Annotated in this window: 15 protein-coding genes and 1 pseudogene; 4 read left to right on the forward strand and 12 right to left on the reverse strand. The window is 44.2% G+C overall.

Annotation, left to right across the window (positions count from 1 at the left end; all coding sequences use genetic code 11):
* Window positions 1-15 precede the first annotated feature (15 nt).
* The gene (locus tag FU659_RS07200; protein WP_147946926.1) at window positions 16-612 is read left to right on the forward strand and encodes a TetR/AcrR family transcriptional regulator; all 597 of its coding nucleotides are present in this window, start codon (window positions 16-18) and stop codon (window positions 610-612) included.
* Between the two features lie 84 nt (window positions 613-696).
* Here the strand turns inward: FU659_RS07200 and FU659_RS35225 are convergent, their stop codons facing one another.
* On the reverse strand, window positions 697-864 hold the full coding sequence (locus FU659_RS35225) for a hypothetical protein (RefSeq protein ID WP_187273962.1): 168 nt from the start codon (window positions 862-864) through the stop codon (window positions 697-699).
* A 222-nt stretch (window positions 865-1086) separates the two neighbouring features.
* Here FU659_RS35225 and FU659_RS07205 point away from each other — a divergent pair, with 222 nt between their 5' ends.
* Both FU659_RS07205 and FU659_RS07210 read left to right on the forward strand, forming a co-directional pair.
* Entirely contained in the window at window positions 1087-1434 is a 348-nt protein-coding gene (locus FU659_RS07205; protein WP_147946927.1) for an EamA family transporter, read from the forward strand.
* Between the two features lie 121 nt (window positions 1435-1555).
* Window positions 1556-1933 carry a ZIP family metal transporter gene (locus FU659_RS07210; RefSeq protein ID WP_147946928.1) on the forward strand — a complete coding sequence of 126 codons (378 nt, stop codon included), beginning with the start codon at window positions 1556-1558 and terminating at the stop codon, window positions 1931-1933.
* On the opposite strand, the gene FU659_RS07215 is transcribed toward FU659_RS07210, so the two are convergent.
* Together FU659_RS07215 and FU659_RS38730 are read right to left on the reverse strand one after the other, a co-directional pair.
* Entirely contained in the window at window positions 1922-3541 is a 1620-nt protein-coding gene (locus tag FU659_RS07215) for a heavy metal translocating P-type ATPase (RefSeq protein ID WP_397355234.1), read from the reverse strand. The genes FU659_RS07210 and FU659_RS07215 overlap by 12 nt on opposite strands.
* Window positions 3493-3912, reverse strand: a complete 420-nt coding sequence (locus FU659_RS38730; RefSeq protein WP_397355236.1) for a hypothetical protein — start codon at window positions 3910-3912, stop codon at window positions 3493-3495. Before FU659_RS38730 ends, FU659_RS07215 begins: the two co-directional genes overlap by 49 nt.
* Before the next feature lie 330 nt (window positions 3913-4242).
* Between FU659_RS38730 and FU659_RS07220 the strand changes: the two genes are divergently transcribed.
* Window positions 4243-5601, forward strand: coding sequence for an Nramp family divalent metal transporter (locus FU659_RS07220; RefSeq protein WP_147946929.1), 1359 nt, complete (start codon window positions 4243-4245; stop codon window positions 5599-5601).
* 45 nt (window positions 5602-5646) lie between these two features.
* On the opposite strand, the gene FU659_RS07225 is transcribed toward FU659_RS07220, so the two are convergent.
* From FU659_RS07225 to FU659_RS07265, 9 genes and pseudogenes are all read right to left on the reverse strand, one after another.
* Window positions 5647-6393, reverse strand: coding sequence for a YwaF family protein (locus tag FU659_RS07225; RefSeq protein ID WP_147946930.1), 747 nt, complete (start codon window positions 6391-6393; stop codon window positions 5647-5649).
* A 177-nt stretch (window positions 6394-6570) separates the two neighbouring features.
* Window positions 6571-6978, reverse strand: a complete 408-nt coding sequence (locus tag FU659_RS07230; protein WP_147946931.1) for a DUF6855 family protein — start codon at window positions 6976-6978, stop codon at window positions 6571-6573.
* Window positions 6979-7071: 93 nt separating this feature from the next.
* Window positions 7072-9198 (reverse strand): hypothetical protein, encoded by a 2127-nt coding sequence (locus FU659_RS07235; RefSeq protein ID WP_147946932.1) that lies wholly within the window; start codon window positions 9196-9198, stop codon window positions 7072-7074.
* 24 nt (window positions 9199-9222) lie between these two features.
* Window positions 9223-10164 carry an ABC transporter substrate-binding protein gene (locus FU659_RS07240; protein WP_147946933.1) on the reverse strand — a complete coding sequence of 314 codons (942 nt, stop codon included), beginning with the start codon at window positions 10162-10164 and terminating at the stop codon, window positions 9223-9225.
* Window positions 10161-10613 (reverse strand): type 2 periplasmic-binding domain-containing protein, encoded by a 453-nt coding sequence (locus FU659_RS07245; protein ID WP_147946934.1) that lies wholly within the window; start codon window positions 10611-10613, stop codon window positions 10161-10163. The genes FU659_RS07240 and FU659_RS07245 overlap by 4 nt, the downstream gene beginning before the upstream one ends.
* Window positions 10594-12003, reverse strand: coding sequence for an ABC transporter permease (locus FU659_RS07250; protein WP_147946935.1), 1410 nt, complete (start codon window positions 12001-12003; stop codon window positions 10594-10596). Before FU659_RS07250 ends, FU659_RS07245 begins: the two co-directional genes overlap by 20 nt.
* Before the next feature lie 73 nt (window positions 12004-12076).
* Entirely contained in the window at window positions 12077-13231 is a 1155-nt protein-coding gene (locus FU659_RS07255) for an efflux RND transporter periplasmic adaptor subunit (protein ID WP_147946936.1), read from the reverse strand.
* A gap of 21 nt (window positions 13232-13252) precedes the next feature.
* Window positions 13253-14118 (reverse strand): annotated as a pseudogene (locus tag FU659_RS07260) (carbohydrate ABC transporter permease).
* A gap of 120 nt (window positions 14119-14238) precedes the next feature.
* Window positions 14239-15126: a carbohydrate ABC transporter permease gene (locus FU659_RS07265; RefSeq protein WP_261807669.1), complete on the reverse strand. Its 888-nt coding sequence runs from the start codon at window positions 15124-15126 to the stop codon at window positions 14239-14241.
* Window positions 15127-15278: the final 152 nt, after the last annotated feature.

A 15278-nucleotide genomic window follows, 5' to 3' on the forward strand; every position in this document is an offset into this window, starting at 1 on the left:
GAAAGGAAACTGCACATGCGTAAAGGTGAACAAACACGAATGCAAATTATTATGAAATCCGCGGTGCTGTTCAACGAAAAGGGATACGCGGGTTCAACCATACAGGATATTATGGACGTAACCGGCTTGACCAAAGGTGGGATTTATCGGAGTTTCGCCAATAAAGATGAAATTGCATTAGAGGCTTTTGCCTATGCTGGTCAAGTCTTATGGGGGTACTTCGCAGCGGCCATGGAAGTCGCTACTACAGCAACAGACAAGATTATTGCCATGTGCGATGTGTACAGCGACACCGTTCACAATCCTCCTATCAAAGGTGGATGTCCTTTTCTCAATACAGCCGTTGAAAGCGATCATTCCTTCCCTGTCCTTCGAGACCGTGCCATGGACGCCTATCTGCATATGCTTTCATTCATACAGGGCATACTCCAGCAGGGAATCTCAGAGAAAGAATTCCGACCTGATATGGACACGGAATCGGTCGCATCCTTCATTTTCTCTTCAGTTGAAGGTGGCATCATGGCAAGCCGACTTACCAGAGACAACAAGCATGTCTATTACGCTAAGAAAAATATAGAACTGCTATTAACTACATTTAAGCCGATTTCTTAAAATCAGGTACATGCATAACTATCTATAACACAAAAAGCTGCCACTATGGCAGCTTTTTATTGAACTCACGAATCTTATTATGTTCTAACCCTCAATTTTTTTAGTCGAAGTCATGGAATAAATGTGCGGTTTATTGTCCATGTGGTCCGTTCTTTTAGGCAGGGTTCTTCTATTGTTATCGATGGAAATAAATATACAAAATGCTCCAAGAACAACCAAGACGATTGTAGTTAACGGAAACAGAACATCCATTTTCAAAACTCCTCACCGGATATAATAACGATAATCATTATCATCATTATATCCGATTTCCACGAATATTCAATCCGTTCATTCCAAATATTCACGAAATCCTGTACGAGGATAAAAAAGTTGGCTTCAGGAAACATTAATAACGAATGAATGCCATTCTGAATCACCAATCTTCGCGTAATAAAAACATGAATCGGAGCAATGCCAAGATTGGAGGTTCCAATGTTCTACTTGTACAGTTTCACACTCCTATTCGGAGGCTTATCCGTTATCAACTTTATTTTTTCTTATCAAAACAAGCATATTGATGTGCATTTTTGGTCAACTTTAAAGTTTCAACTGCTGATGTTGCCTCTATTTTTAATTGCAAATATGTGCATTGGCTATGGTGTCAGGTTTGGCTATAAATCAACCGAAAATTTAAGCTATGTTCTTGTAGCTGCGAAGTGTTTGGAGATCTTGATCTCATTAATCATGGGGTACTTATTTCTGAAAGAGATACCCAATTGGAAAACCTGGGTCGGTTTAGGTGTTATTGTGATTGGTATTGTAATCATGAAACAAAAATGACCCCCTATTAAGATGCAGGGTCGCACGATAAGTGCACCCGCATCTTTTTTTCATGAGAACCGCACATCATGGTCGTTCATTCTATTTTCACAGGTTGTACATATACCTATACGAAATAGATTTGATTGATCATCTACTGGCCTTGACAGCGGGCATCATGGTTGCTGCTTCCGTTTATGGCTTAATACCTACCGCATTAAAGCTATCCAATCTGTTCGTACTATGCTGCGGCGTACTATTAGGCGTTTTAACGTTGGGTGTATTGGAACAATACCTTCCTCATGTTCATATCAACCATTCGAAAACAGGCGGACGATTGGATGCCAAGTCCTTCCTGCTCATCATGTCCATGTCGCTGCACAATCTTCCTGAAGGTTCATCCATTGGAGTCAGCTATGCCAGTCAGGTTGAAAGCTTGGGCAACGTGGTTGCATTCCGGAAACGCATGGTCATGGACACGAAAAAGTGGCCACATTCTCATTTATCCTTAGACTTTTAATGATGATTTGCCTACTCGTTTGGTTTGGATAATTTCTCGATGACGCAATAATCTCAATCCGTTAAGGATGACTAGGATCGTGCTTCCCTCATGCCCAACTACCCCTAAAGGTAGCGCAATGCCTTGGATAAAATTGGCTGTGATTAACGTGATGATAATGGTCATAGCAAAAATAATATTTTGTTTGATGATAACTTTTGTTCGTTTGCCAAGTACAATGGCTCCAGCAATTTTCCCTATATCATCATTCATTAACACCAAATCTGCTGTTTCAAGCGCCGCGTCGCTTCCGGCTACTCCCATAGCAACTCCTACAGTAGCCGTTGCCAGGGCAGGAGCGTCATTGACGCCGTCACCGACCATCGCAATGCTGCCGAAGGTTTGCTTCAGCTCCTTGATTCGGCTCACTTTATCTTCCGGCAATAAATCGGCATAAACCAGTTCAATCCCAAGTTCTTTGCCAATTGCATCAGCAGTTTGTTTCTGATCGCCTGTTAACATAGCAACTTGAACACCTAAATCTCTGAGCATGGCGACTGCCTGTTTAGCCTCAGATCGAATTTTGTCTCGTAAGGCGATTACACCGGCAACTCCCTGCGAATTGTGCATCACCGTTACGGTCTTCCCCTCACGTTCCAGCCTGTCAATGACTGACTTCAATTCTTCCGTCCTAAATGCATCATCCAGAAAGGCAGGTTTCCCTATTTTCCACAAATCCCCTTTCCATTGTGCTTGAACTCCCCAACCCGTAAGCGTACGGAAATCAGATGGGCGATCAAGAACCACCCCTTGTGCCTGAGCTTCAAGTACGATAGCTTTGGCTAACGGGTGCTCGGACAAGCTTTCCAACGATGCGGCAATGCTCAGCACTTCTGCCTCATCTAATTGATGGAATGAAAGGATATCCGTAACTACGGGCTTTCCTGATGTCAATGTTCCAGTCTTATCAAATGCAATAGCCTTGATGGTTGCAAGATTTTCAAGATGCGCGCCTCCCTTAAAAAGAAGCCCCTTTCTCGCTCCATTGGATATGGCCGACAGCATAGCAGGCATAATGGAAGCGACCAGCGCACAAGGTGACGCTACAACCAGAAACACCATCGTTTTGTAAAAGGTTTGATCCCATGCCAAGTGGAATAACAGAGGAGGAACAACGATCAAAAGCAAGCAAATCAAAATGATCAACTTCGCATAGATGCGTTCAAACCTCTCCATAAACAGTTGAGAAGCTGGCTTTTCGCTTTGTGCTTCCTGCACAAGACGAATGATTTTGGCGAACAAGGTAGACTCGCTTAATTGACTTACTTCAATGAATAAAGCCCCTTGGCCATTCAGCGTTCCGGCAAACACTTCATCCCCTTCCCCTTTGTCCACCGGAACCGATTCGCCCGTAATAGAGGATTGATTAACAGCAGATGCCCCATCAAGCACAACACCATCAGATGGAATACGTTCTCCGGGTTTGACCAAAACGATATCCCCAACCGTCAAAGCTTCAATAGCAACAATCGTCTCTATTCCATCCTTAAACAAGACAGCAGTCTCCGGCTTCAAATCCATTAACGAAGAAATGTCTCTGCTGCTCCGATCCATGGTGTAGGTTTCCAAAGCTCCGCTGAACGAGAAAATAAAGATAAGTACCGCACCTTCTGTCCAGTAACCGATACTGCTGCGCCAGCTGCCGCAATGAGCATCAGCAAGTTGACGTCCAGGTCACGTTCCGCAATAAGGGTGTGCAAGCCTTCCTTGGCCTTCACAAATCCCCCCACACCAAAAGCGATCAAATAGAAAACAATTGACCATAATTGGGAACTGCTTCCTATCCCCCATGCAATAGCAATGAATATCCCACTTGTTAAAGCTGCCAGACCTTCCCCATAACGATTAAACCATTCTCTTCCTTCTTTATCCTTTGTTTTGGAAAGTTTAACATCCTGTTGTTTGGCGCAGCCATCTGCCGTTTGAAAAACCTGTCTCATCACCATCACTCCTCCTCATTGAGAATGAAATCCATTATTAACTCCCTTAAAACAGCACATGCTGCTCCTTTAAGGAGCAGCACGTTGAACGAGAATGATTCTCGTTTTTACTTCATTCAATTTTTTTGCCTATAACCAACTTTATAATAATGATTATAATCTAATTAGTCGGAAAAATAAAGCGCATTTTCTTTCCCTAGTGAAACTTTTTGTTGTACAGGCAATTTTTTTGGTGTAGGATAATATTGTAGATATCAAGAAATACATATTTTTCCGCCCTTAATGTTGCCCTAAGACAAAACTATTGTGTAAAGGAAAGAAGGTTGTCCAATGGAACCTGTTGTTCAAGAATCAAAACCTCTGTCATCCCCAGAGGCAGGATGGAGGCGAAAAAGAGTTTCAAACAGTCTCCCGGAAGTTTACAAAACCCTCCCTATCCCAACAAAGGGAAGCTTCTTCCGGAAGCTCCTAGCCTTCGCCGGTCCCGGCTATCTGGTTGCCGTGGGTTATATGGATCCTGGGAACTGGGCAACCAGTATAGCTGGAGGGTCCGTATACAATTATCAATTATTGTCCGTCATCCTAATTTCAAACCTGATGGCTATTGTACTTCAATCCTTAACGGCTCGATTAGGCATCGCAACAGGCAGAGATCTTGCGCAGGCATGCCGTGATCATTATAGTAAACCTGTGAATTTCGGACTCTGGGTTTTATGCGAACTGGCCATAGCCGCGTGTGACCTGGCTGAGGTGATTGGCTCTGCCATTGCCTTAAACTTATTATTCGGGCTTCCCCTGTTATATGGCGTATTGATTACTTCGTTCGATGTTATCCTCGTTCTCATGCTGCAAAATAAAGGCTTCCGCTATATCGAAGCCATAGTGATTTCCTTAATCGTTACGATCTTTGTCTGTTTTGGTATTGAAATGTTTCTCTCCAAGCCGGATATTGTTGGTATTATGGGTGGATTTGTGCCAAGTGCTGAAATCATTAAAAATCCGGCAATGCTTTACATTGCTCTAGGGATTCTGGGGGCAACTGTCATGCCGCATAACCTATACCTGCACTCTGCTATTGTTCAAACAAGAAAGTACGAGGAAACGTCCGAAGGAAAACGTTCCGCAATTAAATTTGCGACGATCGATTCAACCGTCGCATTAATGTTGGCTCTATTCGTGAATGCAGCTATATTAATTCTGGCTGCTGCCGCCTTTCATACTTCTGGCCATACGGAAGTAGCGGAAATCGAAGATGCATATCAACTGCTGACTCCTTTGCTGGGAACTAGCATGGCTAGTGTACTATTTGCGGTCGCCTTACTAGCCTCAGGGCAAAACTCTACCTTAACAGGAACTTTGGCCGGTCAAATCGTCATGGAGGGTTTCTTGAACATCCGACTGAAACCTTGGATACGGCGATTGATTACCCGACTGATCGCCATCGTGCCGGCAGTTATCGTAATTGGGCTATACGGTGAAAAAGGAACCGGCGATCTCTTAATTCTAAGTCAAGTTATTCTTTCCCTGCAGTTGTCATTTGCTGTCATTCCACTGGTGATATTCACCTCCGACAAAAGGAAAATGGGCGAATTTGTTGCTCCTAAATGGCTGTCCAGGATGTCTTGGGTGATCGCTATCATTATCGCTGTTTTAAATGTGTACCTGCTTTACGGTACGATCTTTGCTTAAAAACTTCAGATTATTCCCTCTGGCTCTGCCTCTGCATATAAACCTTCAAGATGTCGAAGGTTTATATGCAGACATTTTTTTCTTCCTAATCATAAATGGCACAAACATGATGATAAAAAAAACAAAAGCAATGACTTCCTCCGATAGTAAGTAATACGGGTATGGCCCAAGGAAATCTAATAATGAGGCAGTGTTAGGTTTATTCATGAGAAACATATAGTTAGCATGAACAATAAAATCAATCATTCCAACAAAAACTAAAAGTATGTTTAAGAAAATCATAGCTAATCCTATCGATTTCCAGGTTGGTTTATATTTTTCTACCCAAGTCATGTACAAAGGCGCCAGAATAATCGCCATATGTACAATAAAGAAATGAAAAAAACGAAAATGCGGGAATGGATAGGATAGATTCGGTGTCATTATCGCTTGAAGAGCCCCACTTATTCCTGCGAAAAAAAGAATTTGATACAGTAAATAGCTTCTCGTGTACAGCATGATTATCGATAAGATGAGGGTTATACTACATAATTCTAACGGCAAAGTAGTTCTGATATCCCACGTTTTCTCCCCTATATACCATATATCCAGGCAGGCCTCAGGTAGAATTAAACAGATAATTAACGTGTATCGAATACTCCGTTTCAACCGTTTATTGGCATATATTTTATCTCTAAACATGTACATGGCAAATGCCGCTATGAATAAAATAATGATGCAGACCACGTGAGATGTTGAAAACATGATAAAATCAAATGGATAATTGGCTTTAAAAAAATCATTCTCTTTCATAATATCCCCCCACCCTATTTTGCACATTTTTATTACTATGACATCAGTTTATCTGAAAATAACAAAAGAAATAGTACTAAGTTACTGTAGTACCTTAAAGCATAACCGCCCGGAAACACAAAAAGCTGCCACAATGGCAGCTTTTTTATTGATTTCATGTACTTAGTTGTTTAGTTATTAGATGGCCCTCATGCGATTATTCCTTGCATTGTGTTCTACTTCCGCAAGACCTAATTCTTCCATTAGAGGAGGGATGTACATGCCAAATCGACCCCGCAAGCCTTTTTTCAAACCGTACCAACCACCTACTGGATTTTCAGGTGAACGCCCCCAAGCTTCAACCGTGCCTTCTTTAGCAGGTTTTTGCTCATCAGCGCTGCCCAGCTCGATCCAATCACCATGTTGTTTGAGCATAGCATGTAAGTCATCCAGACAACGATAATCATAGTGTAGGACCGTTTTACCTACTGTGCATACTATAATAGCTACTCCATCCTTTTCGTCCTTATACATTTCATAATCGGATGATTGAGGAGGCGTTTTTAATTTCCATGGATTTTCTTTGGTCCCCTGTATCATTGTCATTCCAATTCTCCTTTGATATTCATTGTTTTTTCTAATCTTCACTATAGCATAACACGCTATTCTTAAAAAAATGTTACTTTTTCACTATCGCATTTAATCCGTATAAATAAACCAATCGGCTTTTTGTGTAGCCAACAGCTTCCTCTGGTTTTGAAATTCATCATAAAGACTAAGACTGTACTGCTTAAGGAATTCTTGCTTATAAATCAATTCTGCATCGGTAACAGAAATATGCGAATTTTCATGCTTACCAAGCTTCAATTTGGAAGTATCTGTAGAAACATCCGACACTGTATCCACTGCTTCAATATCTTTGGTTTCGAAAGCCCTCTCAAAGGACTTCCTTCCCTTGCTATCTTCGAACACAATGACCAATTTATGTCCTTCCCTATTCCCTTCGATCAACAAATCTTTAGTAATCTCGTAATCAAACTTAAGCGTAAGTTTACTATTTTCAATGGTAGTACCAATCCGGTTAATTGTAATGGTATATGGATGCAATTTCACGCCAGTTAATTTGTCTTTGACTTCCTCTTTCTCTTCAGGCAGCCGGAAAGCTGCTGGCTTCACATAAGAATCTGCCTTCTTATCGCCTTCTGTCATCAGTCCTTCCGTAACAGCTTCCCCAATTAATAGCTGCATGTTCTCTTTCGAGTAGCTAGCTGGCAGAGTAGCGTATACATGAAGAAGCGCTTTGCCGCTTGGCCCAATCTTATTTTTTATTTCTTCAATAGAGGCAGGAAAGACGGTTCCGTCGTCTGCCCTGAAATGAGCAACTAACTTTGGCAGATTCGTATAACGCTTTTCTTTGTTGGTTGCCTCTATTTGCGCTGTGAATAAGTCTCCCGTTTGACCTTTATAAGTGCCAACGCTAATCACCTTAAATTCCGTTTTACGACCTGTATCATTCAACGTGTATGATTCATATTTGTTAAAGAATGCTACTGGTTGCAGCTCAGATTGACTGGTAAATTCCAATAAATCTGTTAGGGGCGCATCGGAAACATCTTGTTTCTCCTGTAGGACAAGCTTGATTTTAGAAAACCTAAGCGTATAAGGAATTTTTCCTACAAGCTGAAATCCGACTTTATCACCAACCCCAAGTCCAATCACTTTCTCTGTTTGAACAACCTTAGCATCTATTTTTACCGCTTCATCAAGAAGAAAATAGCCGAATAACGCTGGAATAGGCAGAGACTCGGGGCCCTTATTCAATAGGACAAGGTCCGCAGTTAAAATATCTTGATCTTCCCATGGAAGACGATAAAGAGCATTCAACTGCGTTGAATAAACACCCGATTTGTCAGCAAATGAATATTCCTTGCCCATATAGCTATCATCCTGTCGAGAAACGGCAGGAAGCTGAAAAACGCCGATTGGTAGATTAAATTTGATATCTGCTGCCTTCTCCGTGATGACTAGCTGCCAATCCTCAATAGATACAGAAATCGGAATACTTCCGGAAAGCTGCACCTCTTTACTCTCCTTAGGACGGATGGAGCGATCCTGCAGCCCCTTAGCTTCAAGCGGATAGAGCAGTCCTTCCGCCGTGCGGATTGAGAACAAATAAGTCGGAATAAGAACAGATTGAGTGCCTGAATTTTCAAATGTCAAATAAACGGTAGGCACATGATATTTCTCGTTTTTGTTGCTGACAAGTTTACTAACAGTTACTTTAATATCTGTTCCGCTTACGGAAATACGATGGGAATCCCCAACTGCGGTCGTGTTCGAATAAGCATCTGGGATAGCAATCTCCCCAAGAACTCGTTCGAAATTCGCTTGACTGAAATCCCCTTTAATAAGCTGGATGACTAAATCTTGCAAATTCGTGCTTTCGTTCACCTTCGCGTAGAAAGTGATGTCCGTGCTTGATCCTGGGGCAACCCGATCCTTATCTTTATCCTGAGGAAGCATACGGGCAGTAAATTGATTGCCTGATTTACTCTTAAGTCGGGCCCAGTAATCCATAATCATCAGCTCATTGTTGCCTTCGTTATGTAAAATTATCGTAAAAACAGCCAGCTTGCCGCTCTGATCAGGCAGTAAATCGATCTGCTTCAGCTCGGCATAGCTGCTTCCTGTAATTTTAACGCTGCCTAGAGCTGCTGAAGGATCTGTAGAAAATGCTCCTGCAGCGAAAGTGGTGCTGAAACAACCCAGGGTAATTGCTACAACTAGCGCGATAGTAGCAAGACGTTTGTATGTTAAAGTAGACAAAGCCTATTCTCCTCTTCCAAACCCTTATTCCTGTAGATACGTGCTAACTTTATTTTGAATGACTTTGGCTGTTTCTTCGACGGATCGATTTCCCTGGAAGAACGGCATGCTCTCTTCCGTGACAATCTTCGTAATTTTCGGTTCACTTTCAGCATAGTTTTTAATGCCGTTCACAATTTTCTCAATGCGGGCAATACCCTTCTCCTCCGCTGCCTTCGGTGAAAACTCCTTGCCGTCGACCAATATTTTCATTTTTTTGACCGATCCGTCCTGCCCTTGTCCCAACGTCTTCAAGAAGTCTAGTTGCGCTTTCGCCCCATTTTTGTTGACGGCGATTCCCCCAAGTTCCATCGTTGACTGCATCTCTCCGGATAATAGGAATTTGACGAATTCCCACGCCTCTTTCTTATTGGTCGATTTACTGTTGATCGCAAGCGGTATGCCAGGCGTGAAAGAAGTGCCCCTTACATCGTTTTCGGATGGCAGGTTGTAATACTCTGCTTTTCCGTCATAGAACATCTGCGGCATCGTCACCATATCCATATATGTGCGTATGCCTCCTTTATTCTGGAAAATAGTGCTGTTCGCATCCACTTTTTGCGGAGGGATGATGTTGTCATCGTACATTGATTTGGCTGATTTCAGTAGGCTGATAAATTCCTGTGAGTCGAATTTCGCCTTTTTCCCACCTGCATCTATGAAACGACTGAAACTGCTGTTTAAGAGCATGGTCATTAACTCGTCAGGCTCAATGCGATTGAGCGGATACACATGGTTTTGGTCCTTCATCAGTTTTCTGCTCATGGTTGTAAAGTCTCCCCAGGTCCATTTACTGTCGTCGATCTTCTCGCCGCCAACAACAGCCTGATTGCCAAGCATCATGTTCAATCCCACCTTGATTGGAACCTCATACAATTTCTCATTATATTTCATCGCATCGAAGATGTTCGTATAATAATCTTTCATGGAAATGACGCATCTTTGCTCATCAGGTCGCCAATATTTTCCAGTAATTTTTTGTCTGCATATTTTTTGAAAGGCAAATTATCCATGACGATAATATCAGATGCTTTGCCGCTCATCAGCTCCGTGTTGACCGAACTGACGTATTTCTCGACATTTTTGGGATCGGGCTTGCCAGTCATAAGCATCACGCCTTTTTGCTGCGTTTGTGCATTCTGCTGCATTTGCGGAGCGGCAATGCTCTCCTTGATTTCGATTTTGATATCTGGGTGCTTCTCTTCGAACTTTTGCTTGGCAAGCTCGAGAAAACGATCCGAAGTCATGACGGAAAAGGTAACCGTCTTCGTTCCTGAAGCAGCGGGCGCTGCGTTTTTGTCCTGGCATGCGGTTAAGGAAAGCATAGAAATTAGGGTACAAGCGATGACCGATTTGTTAATCATGGTTTTCTTCATTATTCATCAACACTCCCTTTATGGTTTTTTGATTTTGAAAGTACACGGCAGTCACGGTAAACAACACGCCTGAAACCGTGATGTCTCTTAGGTCGATCAGGTAGTCCATACCCGCCCAGCGAGCTGCAGCAAAAGTGATGGCTGTGGCAGCCGGAACAAAGAACAAAAGGATCACCAGTTGCTTTAATAATGGTATTCTAGTGATCGCCCACATCCGGACCCCGAGCAGAAATAACGGCAGTCCCATCACAACACCTGTAATCAACAGCCATCCCGTAAGTTTCCCGGCTGCGGCCGTAAGTGCTTCCTGAGACGAAGGAAGATAGCCCGCCAGCAGAATGTTCTGCTGCCACAAATTTCGCAGCTTATCCATATAAAAAGGCAAGTCGATGATCTCTTCGGGTATCCAGTCCGGCGGAATGTAGAGTTGAAAGGCGATCCATTTCCATAGTATGGCAGCGACCGCAATCAGACAGATGACGACCAGACCGTGCTTTACTAGCATTGTTCTCTCGATATTCAGAGCGTCTTGCCAGTTTTCCATGACTAGCCTACTCTTCAGTCGAGCATACACGATGGACATTTGACTGGGTACAAACCGAAGACATAAATAGACGGCAATTATTCCGTAAATGAATAGCAGCAGTGATTTTTGCTGTGCGATCCAAGTATGATCGCTGATGTTGTTGTCGATTCGGAATTGCGTCGGATTTTGGCCGATAGCCGTCAGCGCATGTTGAACATCGGTGCGCCCGCCCAAAGCAGCATCCGATTTAGCCGCCAGCTCGATGTTGATGATTTTCAACTCAGGGCGGATATCCAGCATGGTTGTGACAGGGATGAGCACATCTGGAATGCCGTCACCGGCCATTTGTTTAATAAGCGAGTCATGATCGTAAAAAACACCGATGACTGTAAAGGGGACACCCCACAATTCAATCGTTTTGCCAACCACTTGGACCGAATGATAAAGCTGATCGGAAACTTTTGCGCTAATTACCGCAACTCTGCTATGTTCGCCCACTGAGGTTAATGTAATCGTGGTGCCAGCAATCATCCTCATGTGAGTAAAATCACGGTAGTACTCATTGACGCCGATGATATGGCAGTTCGCCTTGTTTATACCGGCCTTCGCATTCCCCCGCTCCCCCGCGCTATATGTAATCTGCGTGTTCCACACTTTCGCCAGCTTTTCTGCATCCTGTAAAGTTAGACCCGTTGTACTTGTTGCCGCAACGGATGTATCGACGTTAGCAGCCAGCTTATTCAATTGATGAGATCCATTCGTTTGCTCCCAGTCCGTAATGACGGATGATAGCAGTCCTGCGCTGGCAACCATCAACAGCACGCCGGCAAATACCATCCATGAAGCGAGTTTGGCACCCAGCATGTTCTGTTACTCCTTTTTATGCGAATTCGAATGCTGCTCTTGGAACGAATATGTATGTACAAATGCCAAAGGACTATCGGGTTTCGATGATCCGGTCACCGTCCGCTACCGGTTTGTTGCTGGATGCAACCACTTTGTCCATCGAAGTGACGCCGTTGATAATGGCCGTTTTCTGATCGTCTGCATCCCCCACTTGTACCGAAGCCCGCTGTAAAAAGTATTCACTGCCCAATGGCCCTTTCTTTTCTTTCATCACAAGCACATACTTTCCGTTGTCGTCTTCTCGGATCGCATCGTTCGAAAGCAAGAGTGAAGTAGGAGGCACTTTTTTGACGATATCGAATTCGCCGGTTTCACCTCCCTTCAATCGTTCATCCTGCAAGGCGAAGGAAATTTTTTTCTGATCGCGCAAATTTCCGTTTTGTCCCGCTTGTGTGACTGCGCTCCCTTGGCTTGCAGCAGCGTCTCGGATATCGGTTACTTTTCCTTTTATACGAGTGTTTTTCAGTGTTGCAAAAGTGAGTTCCGTTACGTCTCCCACGTTCACATACTGAGCTTTGGCGTTGCTAACAAGTGCCTTGAGGAGATGACCTTTGGACAAATCAGCAATGCCAACGGCCGCTTTTCCATTCTGCACGGGGGCGCCTTTCACTGCATTCACTTCCGTAACGATACCGGCGATCTGCGATGTAAGCCTTGTGAAGTCCTCGAGTTGGCGCTGCAAATTGGCAATCGCCCGCTCTTGGATCTGCTGGTCAAGCTTCGCGCTTTCGATATCCCGGGAAATGCCGCGCATTTGGCTTTCGTCACCGTTTCGGGCCGCTGCCAAGAAACTCTCCTGCAGCTTTTCCAAGCTTAATTGTTTCTGCTGATACCTTGCCTGATTGTCCTTCAGCGAATTTTCCGCATCCTGTGTCTGAAACGAGACAAGCTCTTGTCCAGGCTTCACCTCGTCGCCGACTTGAACGGCCACTTCTCTCACAGCCCAGTTCACATTGATATACAGGTCTATCGTCTCTGCCGCCTCTACCGTGCCCGAACCTGTGACTTCGTGCGAAAGCGCACCGGGAGCCGGTTTTTCAATCGTTACCTGCGGCAGCGATAGATGGAGCAATGTTTTAGAAAAAAATGTGAATACAACCATGACAAAGACGAATCCAACGATTGCCCGCCGAATCGTTTTCTTCCTGACTCGTTCATTGTCTGAAGAAGCTTGTATAATTTCCATGATGCATGTACCTCCTGCTCTTTACCCTTTGATTCCGGACAGCTGAATGCCTTCGACCAAATAACGCTCCGCGTACAGCGCTATCAAAATAAGCGGAAGCATGTACAGAGCCGAAGCAGCAAAGGCAATACCACGTTCACCTTCGCTGATAAGCGCTAAATAGACGGATAGCGGCTGCTTGTTGGCGTCGTTTAGAAAGATGAGCGGCTGCTCCACCATATTCCAGTTATCGATGAAAATAAGGATGGAAAGCGCGGCAATTCCCGTTGTGCACATAGGTAGAACAATCCTTCCAAAAATATACAGATGGCCTGCTCCATCTACCCTTGCTGCCTCGATATAACTATAAGGAATTGCCATCATAAACTGCCGTAGCAAGAAGACACCGAATGCACCAAAAATGCCGGGAAAATGATAGAAAAATAAGAATCGATCAACCCGAGTCGATCTGCTACGATAAAATTCGGCACGAGAGTTACTTGATAAGGCATCAGCATCGTGACAATGTACATAAAAAAGAGCGGCTCGCGTAAACGGAAGCGCAGCTGGGAAAATGCGTATGCCGCGAGAGAAGCGACAACGATTCCACCGACGATGATGGGCAATGTCATTAACACTGAGTTCCAGAATAAGAACAAAAACTGCGGTTTCTTGATCAATACAGTATAGTATTGAGACAGTGTCGCAAGATCCGGAATCCACTTCAGTTTGACGAATTGGCTCCCGCCACCATCGCTCTGATCAGATATACTGCCGGAGATCGCTGCATAATTAGCAGATATCTCTGTTTCGGACATAAATGAATTCGTAAACGTCATCACCAGTGGAAAAATAAATGCTGCAGCCAGCACTGACAATACCGCGATTAGCGCCGTTTGTCTGCCAATCCGAGCATTTCGCCTCCTCGCGGAGGCTGATTTCTTCGTTCCTATCAGTCCTGATGGTCTTACAGGCCTGCTAGTTTCCATCATGCACCTCGCTTCCGTTCAAAATTGGCAGTAATTGAGTTAAGCGAGCGACTTTGCAATGCGCCGCTCCACCCAGAACAAGACCAGTACCAGAACCACAATGATCAAAGCCATGATAAAAGCGGCCGAGGTCAACTTCTGATAATCCAACGATTTGAACATATTGTTCATGTAGTGCTGGAGCATATAGATGCTTGAATTCGGGTAGTCGCCGGCGATCAGATACGTTTCTCTGAAAACTTTGAAAGAGTTGACGATCGACATAATAAACACAAAGAAAGTTGTTGGCGTCAGATAAACGAGCGTAATCGTCGTCCATTTTCTAAATTTACCTGCCCCATCCATGGCAGCTGCTTCGTAATATTCAGTTGGGATATTTTGCAGCCCAGCGAGAAACAGCACCATATTGTACCCGACGTTTTTCCACAAATAGACGACAATCACGACCAGCATCGCCGACCGACTTTCCATCCAGTCCGTCGGTCCGATTCCCCAGTGAGCGAGTCCTTCGTTCAGCGTCCCATGCAGATCGAATACGGCTTTCCAAATGAGTACCACGGACGCCACCGGCACGACGAGCGGGACCAAGCAAGCAATGCGGAACCAGTTGCGGAAGGGGATGTTCCCACCCAGCAGCATGGCTAGCCCCAACGACAAAATCATATTAAGAGGCACGCTGATTATAGTAAACAGCAGTGTGTTCGTCGCTGCCTGCTGAAACACGGCATTGCCGAGCAGCTCGCGATAATTGGCAAGGCCCACGAACGACCCTTGTATAGGACTATCCATCAAGGAGTAATAAATCCCCATAACGAAGGGAATCAGGAAGAACAAGGAAACCCCTGCCAAGCTCGGCAGCAGAAATAGTGCAGCCGTGGCGCCCTCCTTGTATCGCAAGTATTTCAGTATCCTCAGTCCTCCTTTCAAAGTATCGGCTCCTAGCTCCTATGCTGGCCATTGCAGGAGGAACTTTCATCCCAAGAGTAACCTCACCTACAATCATTCTCGCATTGAAAAATTAGAAATGGATTAGAGCATGGCTGAACAAAAAAAGCCCGCCTTTCGGCGGACAATAGTGG

Origin of the sequence: Paenibacillus sp. N3.4 (genome assembly GCF_008017805.1) — a bacterium.
In the GTDB taxonomy this organism is placed as follows: Bacteria; Bacillota; Bacilli; order Paenibacillales; family NBRC-103111; genus Paenibacillus_E.